Source organism: Photobacterium sp. 270122K (assembly GCF_059941365.1).
Genome location: NZ_JBPOEN010000009.1, coordinates 214362 through 234869, shown reverse-complemented (window position 1 = coordinate 234869; position 20508 = coordinate 214362). Strand labels below are relative to the sequence as shown.

Here is a 20508-nt window from a genome sequence, read left to right as displayed (position 1 = left end):
CGTGATTCTGAATTGCTAGCTGATTACCAGCTTGCTTTACGTAGACCCGGAATCTCGCCTTTCATGCAAGCTTCACGAACCTTGATACGGCTTAGACCAAACTTACGTAGGTAGCCGTGTGGACGTCCAGTCTGGTTACAGCGGTTACGCTGACGAGACTTCGCAGAATCACGTGGTAGTGACTGAAGTTTAAGCACTGCATTCCAGCGGTCTTCTTCAGACGCATTCACGTCGCTAATTAGAGCTTTTAGCGCTGCACGCTTTTCAGCGAACTTAGCTACTAGCTTGGCACGTTTTACTTCGCGTGCCTTCATAGATTCTTTAGCCATTAGTAACCCTTACTTTTACTTACGGAATGGGAAGTTAAAAGCAGACAGTAGAGCATGAGCTTCTTCATCAGATTTAGCAGAAGTTGTGATTGTGATATCAAGACCACGCACACGATCTACTTTATCGTATTCGATTTCTGGGAAGATGATCTGCTCACGAACGCCCATGCTGTAGTTACCACGACCGTCGAATGATTTCGGGTTAAGACCACGGAAATCTCGGATACGAGGTACAGCAATTGAAATTAGACGCTCGAAAAAGTCCCACATACGCTCGCCACGTAGGGTTACTTTACAGCCAATAGGGTAGCCCTCACGGATCTTAAAGCCTGCAACTGACTTGCGTGCTACAGTGATTAGCGGCTTCTGACCTGCAATTGCAGTCATGTCAGCAGCAGCGTTTTCTAGTAGCTTCTTGTCATTGATAGCTTCGCCCACACCCATGTTAAGTGTGATCTTTTCGATCCTTGGGACTTGCATGATACTCTTGTATTCGAACTTGCCAGCAAGATCTTTTACAACAGTCTCTTTGTAGTAATCATGCAGTTTCGCCATAGTACTACTCCAACTTACTTAATAGTTTCGCCAGTCGACTTGAAGAAACGAACTTTTTTGTCGTCTTCAAATCGGAAGCCTACACGGTCCGCTTTACCTTCACCGTTAACGATTGCAACGTTAGAAGCGTCAATTGCTGCTTCTTTTTCAACGATGCCACCTTGGACGCCCATTGCCGGTACCGGCTTCTGGTGCTTCTTCACAAGGTTGATACCTTCAACGATAACTTTACCGGTTGCTAGAACCTTAGTTACTTTACCTTTCTTACCTTTATCTTTACCAGTAAGAACGATAACTTCGTCGTTACGACGGATTTTAGCTGCCATTTGAATTACTCCTTACAGTACTTCAGGCGCTAGTGAAACGATCTTCATGAACTTATCGCCACGAAGTTCGCGTGTCACAGGGCCGAAAATACGAGTACCGACTGGTTGCTCAGTAGTGTTGTTCAACAGTACGCAAGCATTACGGTCAAAACGAATGACAGAGCCGTCTGGACGACGAACGCCTTTACGAGTGCGCACGACCACCGCTTTCAGAACGTCACCTTTCTTAACTTTACCGCGAGGAATTGCTTCCTTAACAGTAACTTTGATGACATCACCGATATGTGCATAGCGACGGTGTGAACCACCCAGAACCTTAATACACATTACGCTACGTGCGCCGGAGTTATCGGCTGCATCAAGCATACTTTGCATTTGGATCATGTTAGTGCTCCGCTAATTTTAAACATCTAGACCCATTACGAGTCGATTTGCCTTTTCTTCAAAGGCGGCGAATAATAACACCATTTTCGACCGTTGGGTAGACAAAAAATAAACGGCCCCAAAGATTTTCGGGGCCGCTCTGTTATATCGTAGCTAAGTTCGCTTAACCGCGAGCTTTTTCAACTACGCGTACCAGAGTCCAAGACTTAGTCTTAGACAGTGGACGACACTCACGAACCTCAACAGTATCGCCTAGGCCACACTCGTTGTTTTCGTCATGTGCATGAAGTTTAGTCGTGCGAGTGATGTACTTACCGTAGATCGGGTGCTTCACTTTACGCTCGATTGCAACAACAATTGACTTGTCGCCTTTGTCGCTAACAACACGACCAAGCTGAGTACGAATTTTATCGCTCATTATGCGCCAGCCTTTTCAGTCAGAACGGTTTTAACACGTGCGATATCGCGACGTACTGCTTTCAGTGTGTGAGACTGCTGTAGTTGACCAGTTGCAGCTTGCATGCGCAAGTTAAACTGTTCACGTAGCAAGCCCACAAGCTCAGCATTCAGTTCTTCAACGCTTTTAGCGCGCAGATCTTGTGCGTTCATCACATCACCGCCTTTGTTACGAATGTTGTTTTGATTGGTAGCTTACGTGCAGCAAGATCGAATGCTTCACGAGCTAGTGTTTCAGAAACACCATCCATTTCGTATAGAACTTTACCTGGTTGAATCTGTGCTACCCAGTACTCAACGTTACCCTTACCTTTACCTTGACGAACTTCAAGAGGCTTAGATGTAATTGGTTTGTCTGGGAATACACGAATCCAGATTTGGCCCTGACGTTTGATATGACGAGTCATAGCACGACGTGCCGCTTCGATCTGACGAGCAGTTAGGCGACCACGGCCAACAGCTTTAAGACCAAATGTACCGAAGCTTACATCAGTACCGTTCGCTAGACCGCGGTTACGACCTTTAAAGGCCTTGCGGAATTTAGTGCGTTTAGGTTGCAGCATCAATAAACTCCTTATTTACGGCCTTTGCGCTGCTTCTTAGGCTTGTCAGCCTTTGGCTCTTCAACCGGCATACCGCCTAGAACTTCACCTTTGAAGATCCAAACTTTAACGCCGATAACACCGTATTGGGTGTGAGCCGAAGAAGTTGCGTAATCAATGTCAGCACGTAGAGTGTGTAGAGGCACACGGCCTTCACGGTACCACTCAGTACGAGCAATTTCAGCACCGCCTAGACGGCCGCTTACTTCTACTTTGATACCTTTAGCGCCAAGACGCATAGCGTTCTGAACTGCACGCTTCATAGCGCGACGGAACATAACACGACGCTCTAGCTGAGACGAAATGCTGTCTGCTACTAGTTGACCGTCTAGCTCTGGCTTACGTACTTCAGAGATGTTGATCTGAGCTGGAACGCCCGCGATCTTCGCTACTGCTGCACGTAGTTTCTCTACGTCTTCGCCTTTCTTACCGATAACAACGCCTGGACGAGCAGTGTGAATAGTCACACGGATGCTCTTAGCAGGACGCTCGATAACGATACGTGAAAGAGACGCTTTTGCTAGTTCCTTAGTAAGGAACTGACGTACCTTGAAGTCGCCGTCTAGGTTGTCAGCGAACTCTTGGCTGTTAGCAAACCAAGTGGTATTCCATGGCTTACAGATGCCAAGACGAATACCATTAGGATGTACTTTTTGACCCATTGCTTTCTCTCCTAGTCTCTTAGCGGTCTGCTACAACAACAGTGATGTGGCTAGAACGCTTCAAGATGCGATCGGCACGGCCTTTAGCACGAGGCATAATACGCTTCATGGTAGGACCTTCGTCAACGAAGATTTTTGCAACATTAAGATCATCAATGTCTGCGCCTTCGTTGTGTTCTGCGTTAGCGATAGCAGACTCTAGAACTTTCTTGATTAGATCAGCAGCTTTTTTGTTGCTGAAAGTTAGAATTTCTAGAGCTTGAGCAACTGGCTTACCGCGCAGTTGATCTGCAACCAAACGAGCTTTCTGCGGCGAAATGCGAGCAAAGCGATGTTTAGCGATAGCTTCCATTACCTACTCCTTAGCGCTTCTTAGCTTTCTTATCTGCAGCATGGCCGCGATAAGTACGTGTTGGTGCAAATTCGCCTAGCTTGTGACCGATCATTTCTTCAGAAACGAAAACAGGAACGTGCTGACGACCATTATGGACAGCGATGGTCAAACCGATCATCTGAGGGATGATCATTGAGCGACGGGACCAAGTCTTAACAGGCTTTTTGTCACCGCTTTCCAACGCTTTCTCTACCTTCTTCAGCAAGTGTAGGTCAATAAATGGACCTTTCTTGAGAGAACGTGGCATGGCGTATCCTCTTTATAATTACTTGTTACGACGACGTACGATGTACTTGTCGGTACGCTTGTTCTTACGAGTCTTGTAACCCTTAGTTGGAACACCCCAAGGTGTAACTGGGTGACGACCGCCTGATGTACGACCTTCACCACCACCGTGTGGGTGATCAACTGGGTTCATTACAACACCACGTACAGTTGGACGAACACCGCGCCAGCGTGAAGCACCAGCTTTACCTAGCTCACGTAGCATGTGTTCTGCATTACCAACTTCACCTAGAGTCGCACGACCTTCAGCAAGAACTTTACGCATTTCACCAGAACGTAGACGTAGAGTCACATAAGTGCCTGCACGTGCAATGATCTGAGCGTATGCACCAGCTGAACGAGCCAGCTGTGCACCTTTACCAGGCTTAAGTTCAACACAGTGTACGGTTGAACCTACTGGGATGTTGCGCATTGGTAGTGTGTTACCAACTTTGATAGCAGCATCTGCGCCAGACTGGATTGCATCACCAGCCTGAAGACCTTTAGGTGCGATAATGTAGCGGCGCTCACCGTCTGCGTACAGAACTAGAGCGATGTTTGCGCTACGGTTTGGATCGTATTCTAGACGCTCAACTTTCGCTGGGATGCCATCTTTAGTACGTTTGAAATCGATGATACGGTAAGCATTTTTGTTACCACCACCGATGTGACGTACTGTGATACGACCGTTGTTATTACGACCACCAGACTTAGATTTTTTCTCTAGTAGTGGTGCGTACGGCTTACCCTTATGCAGGTCAGAGTTAACCACTTTAACAACGTGGCGACGACCTGGGGAAGTCGGCTTACATTTTACAATAGCCATTCTTCTTTGCTCCTAGCCTTACTCTGCACTGCCAGCGAAGTCGATGTCTTGACCTTCTTTCAAGATAACATACGCTTTCTTCACGTCTGAACGACGGCCTTGGCGCATACCTTGACGTTTGGTCTTACCCTTAGTGATAAGAGTATTTACAGACTTAACTTCAACCTCAAACAGTTTTTCAACTGCTGCTTTGATCTCTTTCTTTGTTGCTGTCATCGCTACTTTGAAAACGATAGTGTTACCGTTTTCAGCAGCCATGGTTGCTTTTTCAGAGATGTGCGGAGCACGTAGAACTTTTAAAATACGCTCTTCAGTGATCATGCTAGCATCTCCTCAACTGCTTTAACTGCTGCTGCAGTCATAACAACTTTATCGAAAGCGATCAGGCTTACTGGATCAATTGCCTTCGCGTCACGTACGTCTACTTTGTATAGGTTACGTGCAGCTAGGAATAGATTTTCATCTAGTTCGCCAGTTACGATCAATGCATCTGCCAATTCGAATTCTTTCAACTTAGCAACTAGTGCTTTAGTTTTAGGAGCTTCGATTGAGAAGTCTTCAACAACGATTAGACGCTCTTGACGAACTAGCTCAGACAGGATGCTCTTCATCGCACCACGGTACATTTTCTTGTTAACTTTCTGGCTGTGGTCCTGTGGACGAGCAGCGAAAGTTACACCACCGGTACGCCATAGCGGACTACGGATTGTACCTGCACGAGCGCGGCCTGTACCTTTCTGGCGCCATGGCTTAGCGCCACCACCAGAAACGTCAGAACGAGTCTTCTGAGCACGAGTACCTTGACGAGCACCTGCTGCAAAAGCAACAACTACCTGATGTACAAGCGCTTCATTGAAGTCACGCCCAAAAGTAGTTTCGGAGACAGTTAGCGCGTTAGCGCCTTTGACTACCAATTCCATTACTAACTCCTCGACGTTACGCTTTAACAGCTGGTTTTACGATCACGTTACCGCCTGTAGCACCTGGTACTGCACCTTTAATAAGAAGCAGATTGCGCTCAGCGTCAACACGTACGATCTCTAGGTTTTGAGTCGTTACACGCTCAGCACCCATGTGACCAGCCATTTTCTTGCCTTTAAATACGCGACCTGGAGTTTGACATTGGCCAATTGAACCCGGAGCACGGTGAGACAAGGAGTTACCATGGGTCATATCTTGAGTACGGAAGTTCCAGCGCTTAACAGCACCTTGGAAGCCCTTACCTTTAGATGTACCAGTAACGTCTACTTTTTTGATTTCGTTGAACAGCTCAACAGTTAGCTCAGCGCCAACAGCGAACTCTTCGTTGTTATCTAGACGGAATTCCCAAAGACCGCGACCCGCTTCAACACCTGCTTTCGCAAAGTGGCCAGCAGCTGGCTTAGAAACACGGTTAGCTTTCTTTGAACCAGTAGTTACCTGGATTGCGTTGTAGCCGTCAGTTTCTACAGATTTAACCTGAGAAACGCGGTTTGCTTCAACTTCAACCACAGTTACTGGGATAGAAACGCCATCTTCGGTAAATACGCGGGTCATGCCCACTTTACGACCGATTAGACCAATCATTCTCTTATCTCCCCTTAACCTAGGCTGATCTGAACGTCAACGCCAGCAGCTAGATCTAGACGCATAAGAGCGTCAACAGTTTTGTCTGTTGGCTCAACGATGTCGATAAGGCGCTTGTGAGTACGGATTTCGTACTGGTCACGTGCGTCCTTATTAACGTGAGGAGAAATAAGAACAGTGAAACGCTCTTTGCGAGTAGGAAGAGGGATTGGACCCTTAACCTGCGCGCCAGTACGCTTAGCTGTTTCAACGATTTCCGCAGTTGACTGATCGATCAAACGGTGATCGAAAGCCTTTAGGCGGATACGAATACGTTGGTTCTGCATTAGACAGAGCTCCAAATAAAAATTACACAAACAATATCGCCACTCAGACTCGATAAGACGAGAGAATGCCGATTGATTTATGTGAACGTAGTATCCCTATCGGATACATTGTCAGTCAATTTAATGACTGCGAACATAAGTCAGAGTATACATTGTTAAGTTGACTAGCAACTTCTTCCTCAACGCTTATTGGTTCACAACTGCGCTTACGAGATTTGGTTACCTCAGGCAGTGGATGGCATTATACAGATCACACTTTGGAACGCAAGCTTTGTAGGAAAAATAATCAGGCTTGCACAGCATAAAATGCGCCACCTCGGTATCACACTGATAAATATAGAGGTTTTATACCTCACCCTGCCCTTTTCTCTCGACTATTCATCATCATCAACAATTTGAGCTTGGTTATAGTTGGCGATCCCCATTTTTTCGATAAGCCCTAGCTGGGTCTCTAACCAATCCACATGCTCTTCTTCATCAGACAAGATCGCCTGGAATACATCACGTGAGACATAGTCATGAACATCTTCCGCATACGCAATGGCTTCACGCAGATCCGGAATGGCCGCCATCTCTAACGCTAAGTCACATTCGAGCATTTCTTGGGTATCTTCACCAATATTGAGCTTGCCGAGATCTTGTAAGTTAGGGATCCCTTCAAGAAACAGAATACGTTCGATTAAGTGATCGGCATGGTTCATCTCGTCGATGGACTCATGATACTCCTTGTCGGCGAGATGCTTGAGACCCCAATCTTTATACATGCGGGCATGGAGGAAATATTGATTAATGGCAACCAACTCGTTACCGAGGACTTTATTGAGGTGTTGAATAATTTTTGGATCAGCTTTCATCGCGCACACTCCTCTGTCGACTGTCTAAAGCATAGAACCGATCAGAGGGGTGTCAAAAGCCAGAGGAAGGAAAAGCCCGTGTGTTAACTGGCCTTTTGGTATTTCTCGGCCACTGTATGTTCAATCAACACTTTGGCCTGTCGGATGCACTTACCACACTGCGACCCTAGCGGTGTCAGTTGTCGAAGTCCTTTAAGATCATAGACACCTTTTTGCTCAACCAGTTGGGCAATTTTTTTATCTGAAATGGCATGACAGAGACAAACAAACATAGGGCAACACTCTTATATTCAATAGGCTCAAATATAAACAAGAAGCGTTCTTATTACCACTTAGGTTAAACGAAACATCTATATGTTTTTGGACTATTAAATATTCAGTTATGCCTTTTAAAAATATAAAGACAGGCAAGGCTAATTAATCAGACAGGCGTGTAAAATAAGCGGATAAGCGGATAAGCGGATAAGCGGATAAGCGGATAAGCGGATAAGCGGATAAGCGGATAAGCGGATAACAGTACATCAACGAACAACGTGAGCAACCAACAGGTACAAAAAAGGGAGCCGAAGCTCCCTTTTTTTGTACGGTGTTACTAGTAGTTATTAAGCAACGATAGTTGCAACAACACCAGCACCAACTGTACGGCCACCTTCACGGATAGCAAAACGTAGACCTTCGTCCATCGCGATTGGCGCGATTAGAGTAACAGTCATAGAGATGTTATCACCAGGCATTACCATTTCAACGCCTTCTGGTAGCTCGATAGTACCAGTTACGTCAGTTGTACGGAAGTAGAACTGTGGACGGTAACCTTTGAAGAATGGAGTGTGACGACCGCCTTCATCTTTAGAAAGAACATAGATTTCTGAAGTGAAAGTAGTGTGTGGAGTGATTGAACCTGGCTTAGCAAGAACCTGACCACGCTCAACTTCGTCACGCTTAGTACCACGTAGAAGAACACCAACGTTCTCACCAGCACGGCCTTCGTCAAGAAGCTTACGGAACATCTCAACACCAGTACAAGTAGTAGTGATAGTGTCTTTGATACCGATGATAGCAACTTCGTCACCAACGCGGATGATACCTTGCTCAACACGACCAGTTACAACAGTACCACGGCCCTGGATTGAGAATACATCTTCGATTGGAAGAATGAACGGACGATCGATCGCACGCTCTGGTTCTGGGATGTAAGTATCTAGTGCTTCAGCAAGCTCGATAACTTTAGCTTCCCACTGCTCTTCACCGTTAAGTGCACCTAGAGCAGAACCCATGATTACTGGGCAATCGTCGCCTGGGAAGTCGTACTCAGAAAGAAGTTCACGAACTTCCATTTCTACTAGCTCTAGTAGTTCTTCGTCATCAACCATGTCACACTTGTTCATGAACACGATGATGTAAGGAATACCAACCTGACGGCCTAGTAGGATGTGCTCACGAGTCTGAGGCATTGGACCATCAGTTGCAGCAACAACTAGGATACCACCGTCCATCTGCGCAGCACCAGTGATCATGTTTTTAACATAATCGGCGTGTCCTGGGCAGTCAACGTGTGCGTAGTGACGAGTAGGAGTATCGTACTCTACGTGAGAAGTGTTGATTGTGATACCGCGCTCGCGCTCTTCTGGAGCGTTATCGATAGATGCGAAGTCTTTAGCAACACCACCGTACACTTTTGCAAGTGTAGTACAGATAGCAGCAGTTAGAGTTGTTTTACCGTGGTCAACGTGGCCGATTGTACCAACGTTAACGTGCGGTTTTACGCGTTCAAATTTTTCTTTAGACACGATCGTGTTCCTTCCTAGTTGTGATACGCCCCACTAAGTTTAAATATGGGACGTGTCAGAAGTTGCTATTTTATGCGCCAACAGCCATTGGCGCAATATAGATCTTGCGATTAACCACGTTCTGCGATGATGGCATCGGCGACATTCTTAGGAACATCAGCATATTCGCTAAATTCCATCGAATAAGACGCACGACCCTGAGTCGCTGAACGCAAGTCAGTTGCGTAACCAAACATTTGTGAAAGTGGCACTTTAGCACGGATGATTTTAAGACCAGCAGGGCCTTCATCCATACCTTCGATCATGCCGCGACGACGGTTAAGGTCGCCAACAACATCACCCATCCAATCTTCCGGAGTGGTTACTTCAACTTTCATCAATGGTTCAAGAATAACAGGTTCTGCTTGTAGCGCACCTTTCTTGAAAGCCATAGAACCGGCAATCTTAAATGCCATTTCGTTGGAATCAACATCGTGGTAAGAACCGTCAAACAAGGTTGCCTTGACATCCAATACAGGATAGCCAGCAAGCACACCGTTGTTCATCTGCTCTTCGATACCTTTTGCAACAGCACCAATGTACTCTTTCGGTACCGAACCACCAACGACTTCATCCACGAACACGAAGCCTTCATCAAGCTCCGCAGGTTCGATTCGTAGCCATACGTGACCGTACTGACCGCGACCACCTGACTGGCGCACAAACTTCCCTTCCACTTCCGTTTTACCACGGATAGTTTCACGGTATGCCACCTGAGGTTTACCAACGTTACATTCAACGCTGAATTCACGCTTCATACGATCAACAATGATATCAAGGTGCAGTTCACCCATACCTGAAATCAATGTCTGGCCAGATTCTTCATCCGTTTCAACGCGGAAAGATGGATCTTCTGCCGCTAGTTTACCTAGCGCGACACCCATTTTCTCTTGGTCAGCTTTTGAACGAGGTTCAACAGCAATCTGAATAACAGGCTCTGGGAAGTCCATGCGCTCTAGGATCACTTTATGATCACCATCACACAGGGTATCACCCGTTGTCACGTTTTTCAGACCAATTGCCGCAGCAATATCACCCGCACGGATTTCTTTAATTTCTTCACGCTTGTTCGCATGCATCTGTACGATGCGGCCAAAACGCTCGCGTTTTTCTTTTACAGAGTTGTAGACGCTGTCGCCAGAATTTACAACACCAGAGTAAACGCGCATGAAGGTCAGGCTACCAACAAACGGGTCGGTCGCGATTTTAAACGCAAGCGCGGCGAAGGGTTCTTCATCGCTTGATTGACGTTCAACTTCGTTACCTTTTTCATCTTCACCACGGATAGCTTTCACTTCTGTTGGTGAAGGTAAGTATTCAATGACTGCATCAAGTACAGCTTGAACACCTTTGTTTTTAAAAGCAGAACCACACGTTGCCAGCACGATTTCGTTCGCGATAGTACGTTGGCGCAGACCCGCTTTAATTTCGGCTTCAGACAGTTCACCTTCTTCAAGGTACTTATCCATCAGCTCTTCCGTCGCTTCAGCCGCAGCTTCAACGAGGTTTTGACGCCATTTCTCAGCTTCATCCATCATGTCAGCCGGAATATCTTCGTAGGTAAATGACATACCTTGGTCAGATTCATCCCAGTTGATTGACTTCATTTTGATAAGGTCAATGACGCCTTTAAATTCGTCTTCAGCACCAATGTTTAGCTGGATTGGCACTGGGTTCGCACCAAGACGGTTTTTGATCTGGTCAACAACACGTAGGAAGTCAGCACCAGCTCGGTCCATCTTGTTTACGAAAACCATACGCGGTACTTCGTATTTGTCAGCCTGACGCCATACGGTCTCAGACTGCGGCTCAACACCTGAAGAACCACAGAAAACAACAACCGCACCGTCAAGTACACGCAATGAACGCTCTACTTCAATCGTAAAGTCTACGTGTCCTGGGGTATCGATGATGTTTACGCGATGCTCTGGGAATTGCGCTTCCATACCACGCCAGAAGGTCGTAGTGGCAGCAGATGTGATAGTGATACCACGCTCCTGCTCCTGCTCCATCCAGTCCATGGTAGCAGCGCCGTCGTGAACCTCACCGATTTTGTGAGATAAGCCTGTATAGAACAGGATACGCTCGGTAGTTGTTGTTTTACCGGCGTCAACGTGAGCACAAATACCGATGTTACGGTAGCGCTCGATAGGCGTTTTACGAGCCACGGCAGTATCCTCTTACTAAGGGTGACCTTAGAGTATGGTTTAGGCACAGCCGGCAAAACCGGCTGTGCCCAAGTGGTATTACCGGCTAGATTACCAGCGGTAATGTGCGAACGCTTTGTTCGCATCTGCCATACGGTGAACGTCTTCACGTTTCTTAACAGCAGAACCTTTGTTGTCAGCCGCATCTAGCATTTCTGCTGCAAGACGCTGAGCCATAGATTTTTCACCACGCTTACGCGCAGCTTCAACCAACCAACGCATAGCTAGTGCATTACGACGTACTGGACGTACTTCTACAGGCACCTGGTAAGTTGAACCACCCACACGGCGAGATTTAACTTCTACCGCTGGACGTACATTTTCAAGAGCTTTTTCAAATACAGCTAGGTGTTCTTCACCAGAACGCTCAGCCATAGTTGCTAGTGCAGAGTAAACAATTTTTTCTGCAGTAGATTTTTTACCGTCAACCATTAGGATGTTAACGAATTTTGCCAGCAGCTCAGATTTGAACTTAGGATCTGGAAGGATCTTACGCTGGCCGATTACGCGACGACGTGGCATGGAATTTCTCCGTTGTCTTCTTCAGGTTATCCAAAACTTTTCAGTTTCTTCAAAATTAAATAATTTTAGTGTTTGGCCTTACTTAACGGAATCCATTAAGACTTAGGACGCTTCACACCGTACTTAGAACGAGCTTGTTTACGGTCGTTTACGCCTGCACAGTCAAGTGCACCACGAACTGTGTGGTAACGAACACCTGGAAGGTCTTTAACACGACCGCCACGGATAAGAACAACTGAGTGCTCCTGAAGGTTGTGACCTTCACCGCCGATGTAAGAAGTTACTTCGAAACCGTTAGTTAGACGAACACGGCACACTTTACGTAGTGCTGAGTTAGGTTTCTTAGGTGTAGTAGTATATACACGAGTACATACACCACGCTTCTGTGGGCACGCTTCTAGTGCAGGCACGTTGCTTTTTACAACTTGCTTAGCACGTGGCTTACGTACCAACTGGTTAATAGTTGCCATTAAATAGCTCCTGAAATATTACTTTCGTAAAGGTGAAAAATCCGCCTCCCAACAACAGGAGGACGCGAAATTTTATGCATCGCACTCAAAGGTGTCAAGATATAACCAGCGATCATTCAAACGATTATTTCTTAGACAACCGCCAATTGTGGGGTTTTTCCGGCAAATTAAACCGTCTTAATCCCATTTCAATTGCGTTTCATGCGCTGCCGTCAAGGAAACAAAACCTTTATAATCAACACACTGAAGATCACCCTCTGGTGTGGTACTTAAACCACGGGCGACCAGATCGGGGGCCAGCAAATAAATTTTCACACCACGCGCAGAGAGCGCAGTTAATGCTTCATTTTGGCTCAAAGAGGCCAAAACGGCGTCTTGGATCAACAATACCGCATCATTTTCCGCTACCAGCGAAACACATTGTGCCAAGGCAGAAGAATGAAACGGGGAACGCGTCAGAATATGCAGCATCGGCACCTCAAAAGCTCAATAATCGGTGACAAGTATGTAAATGCTGCGCAAAATCTTCGCGCTCACACACCGTCACATCAATCAATAACGCGGCCTCTGTCAGCCCCCGCGCCTCTAATGACGCACGACACACATAAATCGTTTCAATGTCGTAAAGATCCAGCATCTTAAAGGTCGCACTGTAGTCACGTGATAAAATCGCGTCTGGCTGTTGGCCTTTTAATAGCTGTAATACCCCATCACCGTGAAAGAACACGGCGATCTCATCGGTATACGCCGATGTCGCTAACACCGCATCCAATCCTTCGCGGCCGGATGTGCGACCATGTGGCGCACTGCCAAAAACAAACCCAATTCTCTTCATGTTCGTCTGCATGTTCGCCTTCGTTAAAACTGAATCACGCGATCCGCGGTCAGCAAGGCTTCGGCGAGCCCCCCCAGACCGGCTTGTTCAAATCCCGCCGCGAGATTACTGGCGGGCAGCTGATTTTGCTCAGCCTCTTGCGCACTGACAATGCCACGACGCAACGCCGCCGCGACGCAAGTGTGTAATTCCACCTGATGGTCGTGGGCCAATTGTTGCCACGCCGCCACCAAATCAAACTCATCCGACGCCGGTGCCGTTAAGGCTGACCCATTATGCACGCCCTCTTGATAGAAAAAGATACGCGACAACGAGTGCCCTTCTTCTAACACGGCCAACGCAAACTGATAGGCCGAACGCGCGGACTGCGTACCGTAGGCCGGCCCTTCAATCACTAACGCATAATTCAGGGCATCGTTCTGGATCACTTTTCGCCATCCTCAGTCTTACGCTGACGGATGTAGAGGTAGACCGTGTGCTTGGAAATATTCAGACGATCGGCCACACGGTTAATGGCATCTTTGATGTCGAAGATCCCCTTGTCATACAGCTCCATCACGATTTGGCGGTTCTTGGCGTTGTTCGACACATTCTTATCGGCGTTGATTTCTTCAATCGTGCGTTCAACCGTTTGATCGACCAACTCATCCACATCGCTGGCAAAGTTCACCGATGACGCTGCGTGTTTGGCTTCGTCGGTTGGCATGAACGATTGCAGAATTTGCGAAAACGGTGCATCCAAGTTGACGTTAATGCACAACAGACCCACGATATTGTTCTCACCATTGCGGATAGCAATGGTGATGGACTTCATCAAATCGCCGCCTTTCGCACGGGTAAAATACGCGCGGGAGAAATTGCGCTCCGAGCCTTCAATATCGCGCAGCATACGCAAGGCCAGATCCGTGATCGGTGAGCCGACTTTACGGCCCGTATTTTCCCCATTGGCAATTTTGATCGCCGACGTATTCAGATCAGCCAATGAATGCAATACGATTTCACAAAATGGGCCAATCAGCGCGGCCAATCCGTCTACCACGGCTTCATACGAACGCAGAATGATGTAATCGTGCTCGGTGAATTTACGCGGCTCGATCAGATCGTTTTCTACCATCAGATCAGAACCATAATTATCTGTAGATACCACTAGTCTTCTTCCTTGCTAATGCCCATTGTGTTTACGTCTCTACGCCCCGATTTCGGTGCCACGGGACCATAAATAGAATGGGCTATGCCTCGCTCAGCGTAAAAAACCTACCGCGAGTGATAAAAATTAAAATCTTGCTAGCAAGTTTATCAGATTTATGAAAGGAGCCAGCAGGTTTCTTCCATCATCTTCAACTCAAGGTATAAAAAAACCCAGCCTCAGGCTGGGTTCTGTTTACTCTCACACAGTCTATGCGGGCAACACTCTGCAGGCAGAGGCGCCCTTAATGGCATAATTACTGTGTTGCAGCGTCTGTTGCTGGCTTGTCCGCTTTCACGATATCAAGAAGCTCAACTTCAAACACCAAGGTGGAGTTTGCAGGAATGCTTGGGTTCGCTTGTGCGCCGTACGCCAACTCAGGCGGGATAACAAACGTGAACTTAGAGCCCACCGGCATTAGCTGAACGCCTTCCGTCCAACCAGGGATCACTTGGTTCAGTGGGAACGTCGCTGGCTGGTTACGCTTGTAAGAGCTATCGAACTCGGTGCCGTCAGTCAGTGTGCCTTTGTAGTGCACTTGTACGGTGTCAGTCGCCGCTGGCTTCTCGCCTTTACCTTCGGTATCGATGTGGTAAAGCAGACCAGAATCGGTCTTCACGACGCCGTCTTTCTTCGCGAACTCAGCACGGTAGTCATCACCCGCTTTCACGTTCTTTTGTGCTTCTGCGTCTGCTTTCTTCTTCACGATTTCCGCCACACGTAGATCCAATGCTTGTAGCGTTTGCTGTGTTTCTTCCGCTGTTAGGCGGCTCTTACCGGCAAACACATCACTCACACCCGCCACCACTTGCTCGCGGCTCAGATCCAAACCTAGCTCTTTCTGCTGATCAAGGTTCGCTGACAAGTATTGTGCTAGAGACGCACCAATCGCGTAAGCCGCTTTGTCGTCTTCAGACGCGAACGTTGCCGCTTCTGCTGCCGGCGCTTGCGCCGCAACCTGCTCTACCTTTGCAGGTTCAGCTGGTTTTGTTTCTGCCGCTTTTTCATCTTGGCAGCCAACAGCCAGTAGAATGGTTGCAGCCAACACAGACATCTTAAGAACAGGTTTCATGTATTTCTCCATCATTTTTACTGAGGGAATGCCTCAATTTTTATATCGGCTTTCCGTCTTCAGTATGAAAAGCACTTTAGATAAATATACTAGGGCAATCACCCTGAGTAATCACCTTATTAATTAACTGCAAATCAGTGAATTAATAAGGTTATAGACAATTTTTCATAGCAGAGTCCAGCGGAACCCAACCTTAATGCGAAAACAATGCAAGACGGCCATACTGATTGTGGCACTCCTCACGCTCACCGGCTGTTTTTTCTCCGGAGGCGAACAACACCGTTGGACGCTGGCTTCAGAAGGCACCACCAGTTTCAGTATCAGCCGAGACGGTCGTTTCGCGCTGTATCACTCAGCCCAACAAGGTATCGTGCTGTGGGACTTACAGCAAAACAAAAAGTTAGCGGAGTTTGGTTCTCAAGATCCATATCACAATACCGTGTTAACCAGCCAGATTTCAGACAACAACCGCTACGCGATCACAGCCACCGCGGAAAATTTTGCGGTCTGGGATCTGGCTTGGGGCCAATCGGAAGGCCTGTGGTCTATTTCTGACGGACAGATCCTCGACGCCGCCATCGGCAATAATGGCCAACATGTACTGTTGGCGTTATCCAACGGTAAGGCACTGTATGTCGACTTGGGCAGCGGAAGACGGCTAGAGTTCCTTGCCCACCAAGAAAAAGTCAATACCGTGGCACTTTCTCCCAACGGACGCTATGCCTTATCCGGTGGTAACGACCATTTTGCCTACCTGTGGGATACCCGTGACGGGCAAATTCTCTACCGTTTTGCGCATGACAGCCGGGTTCGCCGCGTTGCCCTGCAGCGCGATGGCAAGCTAGCGATGACGGCGGATGGCCACAAAGGCGCGTATATTTGGGATCTCACCACCGGTGAGAAACGCAGTACTTTGGCCATACGCGCTCGACAACAAACCCTGTCCAGTGCCCGTTTTTCAGATGATGGCCAATACCTAGCAACGGGCACGCCTGCCCGGCGGGTCGAATTATGGGATACCACCAGCGGAGACAACCTCGGTCGCTGGGAAGTCGCCCCCCAACAAGACACTCGACCGCCAGCCGCGGTGGTGTATGATGTCGCTATTACCCCTGAGGGACGGGTGACTTCAGGCACATCAGCAGGTATCGCCCAACAGTGGACGACGGAATAACGCAATGACAGAAATCGAACAACTGCAGGCTCGTATTGACGAGCTTGAAATGAAACAGGCTTTTCAGGAACAAACCATTGAAGAGCTCAACCAAGCCCTGACGGCGCAACAGTTCACGGTTGATAAAATCCAGACCCAAATGAAATTCATGGTCGGTAAAGTGAAGGGCATGGAGCCATCGAACATGGCATCGGAGTCGGAAGAAACCCCACCGCCACATTACTGATCGAGGTTTGAGGTTTGAGGTTTGAACAAAATCAACGCCTCAGAACGTAAAAAAGGAAGCCGAGGCTTCCTTTTTTTATACGTCTAAGACCGAGAAGGTATTAGTGGCTGCAGCAGCCGCCTTTCTCGTCGCCACCGCAGCAGCCGTCTTCGTCGCCGTGGTCGTGATCGCCACAACCACCGCCACCACAACAACCACCCTCTTGGTGGATGTGGCCGTGTTCGATTTCTTCTGCTGTCGCGTCACGCAGTGCAACGATTTCAGCAATAAACGTTAGCGTCTGGCCAGCTAGCATGTGGTTGCCGTCAACCACAACGTGGTCGCCGTCGACTTCTGTTACTTCTACAGGGATTGGACCTTGGTCAGTATCCGCTAGGAAGCGCATACCTACAGTGATCTCATCAACGCCTTGGAATACATTCGCCGGTACACGCTGAACCATTTCGTCCATGTGCTCGCCGTACGCATCTTCAGGAGCAACAGTCACTTCAAACTTTTCGCCTGCTTCACGGCCTTCAAGCGCCGTTTCCAAACCTACGATCAGGTTGTTATGACCGTGTAGGTAATCAAGGGGTGCATCAACCGTTGCTTGATCGACAACAACGCCATCTTCAGTCTTAACTTGGTAAGCCAAGCTTACTACGATGTCTTTAGCGACTTTCATGTTTACTCCAATATTGAACTGGGTATCAAAGGAATTTCGCCCGCATGATACCGGATAATGGCACTGGGATGCCAATATTCTCTTTCGTCCCCCCAAACCGATTCACTCTTGCGGCTTGAAGATACCAATAACCTGTTGTTTCGTTTGTACTGACAGCTGTGTACTGTCTTCCACCGACTGCGGTGCCCGCACATCCGTATGGGCGCACGCCACACATTCTACATGTTCTACATCATGCTCCTGCCACCAGCGCAATGTGTCCTGCTGCTGACAAGACGGGCATACCGCCCCGGCTATAAATCGTTTCTTCGCCATCTTTTGCTCCTTGCCATGATACCGCGTCAGGCAATGACCTTACTCACGTTCATCCCACCCGGCATGCCGATCTCGCTCGCCGCGCATTTCACGATCGAAAATGTCTTCTAACTCTTTACGCGCTTCCCGTGCCCGAGAGGCCAAATGGACATCTTCGGAATGCTGTGGCAGCAACTCACGCAGCGCCGTGGTATCAAGTTTGCGAAAATGTGCTTCCGCGCGTTTGGCTTGATAGGGGTGCATACCCAAAGATATGAGGGCCTGACGACCAAGATCAAGGGCGCCGGCAAAAGTTTCGCGGGAAAAGCACTCCACACCATGACTGAGCAACTGGTGCGCTTCCACCCGACTGCGCGCACGGGCCAGTACCTTCAGATGCGGAAAATGCTGTTGGCACAACGCCACCACTTCCATCACCTCATCGGGCGAATCCGTGCAAATGATGATGGCCTCCGCTTTGTCAGCACCGGCAGCACGGAGTAACTCCACGTGCGTGGCATCACCGTAATACACCTTGTAGCCAAACTTGCGCAGAAACTGAATTTGGCTGGGATCGCGCTCCAGCACGGTCACGCGGATCTTATTGGCAAACAACAATCGCCCGACCACTTGGCCAAATCGGCCGAAGCCGGTAATGATCACCCGTGGCGCGCGATCTTCCACATCCGGCTCTAAGATCTCTTCGTCTTCGGCTTCAAACGAATGGCGGAACCATTTTTCTTGCAACAGCAGGATCAGCGGGGTGGTCATCATCGACACACTCACCACCACCAACAAGAAGGCGGATAACGACGCGCCCAACAAGCCCTCGCCCATTGCCGCGGTGAACAATACAAAAGCAAACTCCCCGCCTTGACTCAGGATCGCGGCCATCTGACTGCGGGATTTGGCCCGAATACCAAATGCCCGTGCTAAGCCATACAACAACAGCCCTTTCACCACAATCAGCGCCGTGACGGCCAGCAAAATTTGTAATGGATACGCCACCAGCAACCCAAGATTTACCGCCATGCCGACAGAAATAAAGAACAAACCGAGCAATAGCCCCTTGAACGGTTCAATGGCAATCTCTAACTCATGACGGTATTCACTTTCGGCTAGTAACACCCCTGCCAAAAACGTCCCCAATGCCATCGACAGCCCCAGCGACTGCATCCCCAACGCGATACCGACCACCAATAACAAGGCCGCGACATTAAACAACTCGCGCACGCCGCTGAGTACTACCCAGCGAAACAGGGGGCGCAACAGAAAATGGCCGCCCACCAGCAACGCGGTAATGCCACCAATCATCCAGAGCAAATCAAGCCAACTGCCGCCCCCACCCCCAGCCAGCACTGGCAGAATCGCGAGCATGGGGATCACGGCAATGTCTTGAAATAACAGCACCGCAAACCCCGCTTGACCGGTTTCACTGCCATCCAGCCCCTGCTCTTCAATGACTTTCAACGCAATGGCGGTCGACGACAGTGCCAAGCCCATCCCGACCACCACGGCATCACGCCAGGTAATCGACGGGAAAAAGGCCTGACAGGCCATGACCACACCCGCAATCACCACGCTGGTGATCACCACCTGACCGCCGCCCAACCCGAGAATAGGCTTGCGCATTTGCCACAATTTTTTCGGGTTCAGCTCTAGGCCGATCAAAAACAACAGCAACACCACCCCGAACTCGGCAAAGTGCAAAATGGCGTCAACATCATCAATTAAGCGCAACCCCCACGGGCCAATGGCGATCCCCGCCAACAAATAGCCCAAGACGGAGCCCAACCCCAACCGCTGTGCAATGGGTACCGCGACGACAGCGGCGGCCAAAAACACCACGCTAACCGACAAAATATCATTCGCCATTGCGCACCTCCTGCGTCACCGCCAGCGGATCAGACAGCCATTGGCGATAACGGGCCACATGGTGACGCCGTTCTTCCAGTGGGATCCGACGCGCCCAGTGCAATACGACCGGGGGAAGCCAGGTCATTTGGCACAGCGCCGCACACAGTTCAAACGGACGTAAAATATCGGCAATCGTACAGCGGTTATAACCGTCCGGCGTGTAGGCTTCCGCCGCCCCGCCTGTGGTCACCACGCTACACCAGTATTTACCTCGGGTTTGCTGGCCTTCTCCGTGGGCAAAGCCTTTACTGAGTACCACATCCATCCACTCTTTGAGCAACGCGGGACAGGAGTACATATAGAGTGGGTGCTGAAAGACAATCACATCATGTTGATCAAGGCGAGCACGCTCGGCCGCCACATCAATGAAAAAATCGGGGTATGACGCATAGAGATCATGCACCGTCACATGCGTGAGACCTGCGGTTGCCTCAAGCATGTCACGGTTGGCAATCGACATCTGTGGATCGGGGTGCGCGTAAATCACCAACACGCGCGGGGGTCCATGAAAAGGCATAACACTCCTTGTGTTCGGTCATAGCATGACCGTAATGCAGATATACACATCATA

General features: G+C 48.7%; 32 protein-coding genes. 2 read left to right on the top strand and 30 right to left on the bottom strand.

Annotated features, from left to right (window positions below; all coding sequences use genetic code 11):
* Positions 1–23 precede the first annotated feature (23 nt).
* The 26 genes from rpsN to fkpA form a co-directional block, all read right to left on the bottom strand.
* On the bottom strand, positions 24–329 hold the full coding sequence (rpsN, locus tag ACSF8W_RS17330) for a 30S ribosomal protein S14 (protein WP_428447279.1): 306 nt from the start codon (positions 327–329) through the stop codon (positions 24–26).
* Between the two features lie 15 nt (positions 330–344).
* Positions 345–884, bottom strand: coding sequence for a 50S ribosomal protein L5 (gene rplE / locus ACSF8W_RS17325; protein WP_428479862.1), 540 nt, complete (start codon positions 882–884; stop codon positions 345–347).
* 14 nt (positions 885–898) lie between these two features.
* Positions 899–1210: a 50S ribosomal protein L24 gene (gene rplX / locus ACSF8W_RS17320; RefSeq protein WP_428479863.1), complete on the bottom strand. Its 312-nt coding sequence runs from the start codon at positions 1208–1210 to the stop codon at positions 899–901.
* A 12-nt stretch (positions 1211–1222) separates the two neighbouring features.
* Positions 1223–1594, bottom strand: coding sequence for a 50S ribosomal protein L14 (gene rplN, locus ACSF8W_RS17315; RefSeq protein WP_428479864.1), 372 nt, complete (start codon positions 1592–1594; stop codon positions 1223–1225).
* Between the two features lie 163 nt (positions 1595–1757).
* On the bottom strand, positions 1758–2012 hold the full coding sequence (gene rpsQ / locus ACSF8W_RS17310) for a 30S ribosomal protein S17 (protein ID WP_500848428.1): 255 nt from the start codon (positions 2010–2012) through the stop codon (positions 1758–1760).
* Positions 2012–2203: a 50S ribosomal protein L29 gene (gene rpmC / locus ACSF8W_RS17305; RefSeq protein ID WP_428479866.1), complete on the bottom strand. Its 192-nt coding sequence runs from the start codon at positions 2201–2203 to the stop codon at positions 2012–2014. Before rpmC ends, rpsQ begins: the two co-directional genes overlap by 1 nt.
* Positions 2203–2613, bottom strand: a complete 411-nt coding sequence (rplP, locus tag ACSF8W_RS17300) for a 50S ribosomal protein L16 (protein ID WP_428479867.1) — start codon at positions 2611–2613, stop codon at positions 2203–2205. The genes rpmC and rplP overlap by 1 nt, the downstream gene beginning before the upstream one ends.
* Positions 2614–2624: 11 nt before the next feature.
* A complete protein-coding gene (gene rpsC / locus ACSF8W_RS17295; RefSeq protein ID WP_428479868.1) occupies positions 2625–3314 on the bottom strand; it encodes a 30S ribosomal protein S3 in 690 nt (229 codons plus the stop codon).
* 19 nt (positions 3315–3333) lie between these two features.
* Positions 3334–3666 carry a 50S ribosomal protein L22 gene (rplV, locus tag ACSF8W_RS17290; protein WP_047885226.1) on the bottom strand — a complete coding sequence of 111 codons (333 nt, stop codon included), beginning with the start codon at positions 3664–3666 and terminating at the stop codon, positions 3334–3336.
* A 10-nt stretch (positions 3667–3676) separates the two neighbouring features.
* Complete coding sequence (gene rpsS, locus ACSF8W_RS17285; protein ID WP_005302795.1) at positions 3677–3955, bottom strand: 30S ribosomal protein S19; 279 nt, start codon at positions 3953–3955, stop codon at positions 3677–3679.
* A gap of 18 nt (positions 3956–3973) precedes the next feature.
* Entirely contained in the window at positions 3974–4798 is an 825-nt protein-coding gene (gene rplB, locus ACSF8W_RS17280; protein ID WP_500848427.1) for a 50S ribosomal protein L2, read from the bottom strand.
* Between the two features lie 18 nt (positions 4799–4816).
* Positions 4817–5119: a 50S ribosomal protein L23 gene (gene rplW, locus ACSF8W_RS17275; protein WP_299016685.1), complete on the bottom strand. Its 303-nt coding sequence runs from the start codon at positions 5117–5119 to the stop codon at positions 4817–4819.
* Positions 5116–5718: a 50S ribosomal protein L4 gene (gene rplD, locus ACSF8W_RS17270; protein WP_500848426.1), complete on the bottom strand. Its 603-nt coding sequence runs from the start codon at positions 5716–5718 to the stop codon at positions 5116–5118. Before rplD ends, rplW begins: the two co-directional genes overlap by 4 nt.
* 16 nt (positions 5719–5734) lie before the next feature.
* Positions 5735–6364, bottom strand: a complete 630-nt coding sequence (gene rplC / locus ACSF8W_RS17265; RefSeq protein ID WP_428479871.1) for a 50S ribosomal protein L3 — start codon at positions 6362–6364, stop codon at positions 5735–5737.
* Between the two features lie 14 nt (positions 6365–6378).
* Positions 6379–6690 (bottom strand): 30S ribosomal protein S10, encoded by a 312-nt coding sequence (rpsJ, locus tag ACSF8W_RS17260; protein WP_002541412.1) that lies wholly within the window; start codon positions 6688–6690, stop codon positions 6379–6381.
* Positions 6691–7064: 374 nt separating this feature from the next.
* On the bottom strand, positions 7065–7544 hold the full coding sequence (bfr, locus tag ACSF8W_RS17255) for a bacterioferritin (RefSeq protein WP_428479872.1): 480 nt from the start codon (positions 7542–7544) through the stop codon (positions 7065–7067).
* A gap of 83 nt (positions 7545–7627) precedes the next feature.
* A complete protein-coding gene (locus tag ACSF8W_RS17250; RefSeq protein ID WP_500848425.1) occupies positions 7628–7816 on the bottom strand; it encodes a (2Fe-2S)-binding protein in 189 nt (62 codons plus the stop codon).
* Positions 7817–8146: 330 nt separating this feature from the next.
* Entirely contained in the window at positions 8147–9331 is a 1185-nt protein-coding gene (tuf, locus tag ACSF8W_RS17245) for an elongation factor Tu (RefSeq protein WP_500848424.1), read from the bottom strand.
* A gap of 110 nt (positions 9332–9441) precedes the next feature.
* Entirely contained in the window at positions 9442–11538 is a 2097-nt protein-coding gene (fusA, locus tag ACSF8W_RS17240) for an elongation factor G (RefSeq protein ID WP_500848423.1), read from the bottom strand.
* A gap of 90 nt (positions 11539–11628) precedes the next feature.
* Positions 11629–12099 carry a 30S ribosomal protein S7 gene (gene rpsG, locus ACSF8W_RS17235; protein WP_428447266.1) on the bottom strand — a complete coding sequence of 157 codons (471 nt, stop codon included), beginning with the start codon at positions 12097–12099 and terminating at the stop codon, positions 11629–11631.
* 95 nt (positions 12100–12194) lie between these two features.
* The gene (rpsL, locus tag ACSF8W_RS17230; RefSeq protein ID WP_005595139.1) at positions 12195–12569 is read right to left on the bottom strand and encodes a 30S ribosomal protein S12; all 375 of its coding nucleotides are present in this window, start codon (positions 12567–12569) and stop codon (positions 12195–12197) included.
* Positions 12570–12746: 177 nt separating this feature from the next.
* Positions 12747–13040: a sulfurtransferase complex subunit TusB gene (gene tusB / locus ACSF8W_RS17225; protein ID WP_500848422.1), complete on the bottom strand. Its 294-nt coding sequence runs from the start codon at positions 13038–13040 to the stop codon at positions 12747–12749.
* 7 nt (positions 13041–13047) lie between these two features.
* The gene (tusC, locus tag ACSF8W_RS17220; protein ID WP_500848421.1) at positions 13048–13404 is read right to left on the bottom strand and encodes a sulfurtransferase complex subunit TusC; all 357 of its coding nucleotides are present in this window, start codon (positions 13402–13404) and stop codon (positions 13048–13050) included.
* A 23-nt stretch (positions 13405–13427) separates the two neighbouring features.
* Positions 13428–13832 (bottom strand): sulfurtransferase complex subunit TusD, encoded by a 405-nt coding sequence (gene tusD, locus ACSF8W_RS17215; protein WP_500848420.1) that lies wholly within the window; start codon positions 13830–13832, stop codon positions 13428–13430.
* Complete coding sequence (locus ACSF8W_RS17210) at positions 13829–14551, bottom strand: helix-turn-helix transcriptional regulator (protein ID WP_428476013.1); 723 nt, start codon at positions 14549–14551, stop codon at positions 13829–13831. The genes tusD and ACSF8W_RS17210 overlap by 4 nt, the downstream gene beginning before the upstream one ends.
* Before the next feature lie 295 nt (positions 14552–14846).
* Positions 14847–15662 (bottom strand): FKBP-type peptidyl-prolyl cis-trans isomerase, encoded by an 816-nt coding sequence (gene fkpA / locus ACSF8W_RS17205; protein ID WP_500848419.1) that lies wholly within the window; start codon positions 15660–15662, stop codon positions 14847–14849.
* Positions 15663–15858: 196 nt separating this feature from the next.
* Here fkpA and ACSF8W_RS17200 point away from each other — a divergent pair, with 196 nt between their 5' ends.
* Together ACSF8W_RS17200 and ACSF8W_RS17195 are read left to right on the top strand one after the other, a co-directional pair.
* Complete coding sequence (locus tag ACSF8W_RS17200) at positions 15859–16836, top strand: WD40 repeat domain-containing protein (RefSeq protein WP_500848418.1); 978 nt, start codon at positions 15859–15861, stop codon at positions 16834–16836.
* Between the two features lie 4 nt (positions 16837–16840).
* Positions 16841–17062 (top strand): SlyX family protein, encoded by a 222-nt coding sequence (locus ACSF8W_RS17195; protein ID WP_428476010.1) that lies wholly within the window; start codon positions 16841–16843, stop codon positions 17060–17062.
* Between the two features lie 100 nt (positions 17063–17162).
* Here the strand turns inward: ACSF8W_RS17195 and slyD are convergent, their stop codons facing one another.
* From slyD to kefG, 4 genes are all read right to left on the bottom strand, one after another.
* Positions 17163–17726 carry a peptidylprolyl isomerase gene (gene slyD, locus ACSF8W_RS17190; protein ID WP_500848417.1) on the bottom strand — a complete coding sequence of 188 codons (564 nt, stop codon included), beginning with the start codon at positions 17724–17726 and terminating at the stop codon, positions 17163–17165.
* A 102-nt stretch (positions 17727–17828) separates the two neighbouring features.
* Entirely contained in the window at positions 17829–18041 is a 213-nt protein-coding gene (locus ACSF8W_RS17185; RefSeq protein WP_500848416.1) for a YheV family putative zinc ribbon protein, read from the bottom strand.
* A 39-nt stretch (positions 18042–18080) separates the two neighbouring features.
* A complete protein-coding gene (gene kefB, locus ACSF8W_RS17180) occupies positions 18081–19895 on the bottom strand; it encodes a glutathione-regulated potassium-efflux system protein KefB (RefSeq protein ID WP_500848415.1) in 1815 nt (604 codons plus the stop codon).
* Complete coding sequence (gene kefG, locus ACSF8W_RS17175; RefSeq protein WP_500848414.1) at positions 19885–20454, bottom strand: glutathione-regulated potassium-efflux system ancillary protein KefG; 570 nt, start codon at positions 20452–20454, stop codon at positions 19885–19887. The genes kefB and kefG overlap by 11 nt, the downstream gene beginning before the upstream one ends.
* Between the last annotated feature and the right edge of the window lie 54 nt (positions 20455–20508).

What these genes read in the sequence shown, in the direction of transcription:
- rpsN (WP_428447279.1), bottom strand. Translation starts at nt 329, where the DNA reads ATGGCTAAAGAATCTATGAAGGCACGCGAAGTAAAACGTGCCAAGCTA.
- rplE (WP_428479862.1), bottom strand. Translation starts at nt 884, where the DNA reads ATGGCGAAACTGCATGATTACTACAAAGAGACTGTTGTAAAAGATCTT.
- rplX (WP_428479863.1), bottom strand. Translation starts at nt 1,210, where the DNA reads ATGGCAGCTAAAATCCGTCGTAACGACGAAGTTATCGTTCTTACTGGT.
- rplN (WP_428479864.1), bottom strand. Translation starts at nt 1,594, where the DNA reads ATGATCCAAATGCAAAGTATGCTTGATGCAGCCGATAACTCCGGCGCA.
- rpsQ (WP_500848428.1), bottom strand. Translation starts at nt 2,012, where the DNA reads ATGAGCGATAAAATTCGTACTCAGCTTGGTCGTGTTGTTAGCGACAAA.
- rpmC (WP_428479866.1), bottom strand. Translation starts at nt 2,203, where the DNA reads ATGAACGCACAAGATCTGCGCGCTAAAAGCGTTGAAGAACTGAATGCT.
- rplP (WP_428479867.1), bottom strand. Translation starts at nt 2,613, where the DNA reads ATGCTGCAACCTAAACGCACTAAATTCCGCAAGGCCTTTAAAGGTCGT.
- rpsC (WP_428479868.1), bottom strand. Translation starts at nt 3,314, where the DNA reads ATGGGTCAAAAAGTACATCCTAATGGTATTCGTCTTGGCATCTGTAAG.
- rplV (WP_047885226.1), bottom strand. Translation starts at nt 3,666, where the DNA reads ATGGAAGCTATCGCTAAACATCGCTTTGCTCGCATTTCGCCGCAGAAA.
- rpsS (WP_005302795.1), bottom strand. Translation starts at nt 3,955, where the DNA reads ATGCCACGTTCTCTCAAGAAAGGTCCATTTATTGACCTACACTTGCTG.
- rplB (WP_500848427.1), bottom strand. Translation starts at nt 4,798, where the DNA reads ATGGCTATTGTAAAATGTAAGCCGACTTCCCCAGGTCGTCGCCACGTT.
- rplW (WP_299016685.1), bottom strand. Translation starts at nt 5,119, where the DNA reads ATGATCACTGAAGAGCGTATTTTAAAAGTTCTACGTGCTCCGCACATC.
- rplD (WP_500848426.1), bottom strand. Translation starts at nt 5,718, where the DNA reads ATGGAATTGGTAGTCAAAGGCGCTAACGCGCTAACTGTCTCCGAAACT.
- rplC (WP_428479871.1), bottom strand. Translation starts at nt 6,364, where the DNA reads ATGATTGGTCTAATCGGTCGTAAAGTGGGCATGACCCGCGTATTTACC.
- rpsJ (WP_002541412.1), bottom strand. Translation starts at nt 6,690, where the DNA reads ATGCAGAACCAACGTATTCGTATCCGCCTAAAGGCTTTCGATCACCGT.
- bfr (WP_428479872.1), bottom strand. Translation starts at nt 7,544, where the DNA reads ATGAAAGCTGATCCAAAAATTATTCAACACCTCAATAAAGTCCTCGGT.
- ACSF8W_RS17250 (WP_500848425.1), bottom strand. Translation starts at nt 7,816, where the DNA reads ATGTTTGTTTGTCTCTGTCATGCCATTTCAGATAAAAAAATTGCCCAA.
- rpsG (WP_428447266.1), bottom strand. Translation starts at nt 12,099, where the DNA reads ATGCCACGTCGTCGCGTAATCGGCCAGCGTAAGATCCTTCCAGATCCT.
- rpsL (WP_005595139.1), bottom strand. Translation starts at nt 12,569, where the DNA reads ATGGCAACTATTAACCAGTTGGTACGTAAGCCACGTGCTAAGCAAGTT.
- tusB (WP_500848422.1), bottom strand. Translation starts at nt 13,040, where the DNA reads ATGCTGCATATTCTGACGCGTTCCCCGTTTCATTCTTCTGCCTTGGCA.
- tusC (WP_500848421.1), bottom strand. Translation starts at nt 13,404, where the DNA reads ATGAAGAGAATTGGGTTTGTTTTTGGCAGTGCGCCACATGGTCGCACA.
- fkpA (WP_500848419.1), bottom strand. Translation starts at nt 15,662, where the DNA reads ATGAAACCTGTTCTTAAGATGTCTGTGTTGGCTGCAACCATTCTACTG.
- ACSF8W_RS17200 (WP_500848418.1), top strand. Translation starts at nt 15,859, where the DNA reads ATGCGAAAACAATGCAAGACGGCCATACTGATTGTGGCACTCCTCACG.
- ACSF8W_RS17195 (WP_428476010.1), top strand. Translation starts at nt 16,841, where the DNA reads ATGACAGAAATCGAACAACTGCAGGCTCGTATTGACGAGCTTGAAATG.
- slyD (WP_500848417.1), bottom strand. Translation starts at nt 17,726, where the DNA reads ATGAAAGTCGCTAAAGACATCGTAGTAAGCTTGGCTTACCAAGTTAAG.
- ACSF8W_RS17185 (WP_500848416.1), bottom strand. Translation starts at nt 18,041, where the DNA reads ATGGCGAAGAAACGATTTATAGCCGGGGCGGTATGCCCGTCTTGTCAG.
- kefB (WP_500848415.1), bottom strand. Translation starts at nt 19,895, where the DNA reads ATGGCGAATGATATTTTGTCGGTTAGCGTGGTGTTTTTGGCCGCCGCT.
- kefG (WP_500848414.1), bottom strand. Translation starts at nt 20,454, where the DNA reads ATGCCTTTTCATGGACCCCCGCGCGTGTTGGTGATTTACGCGCACCCC.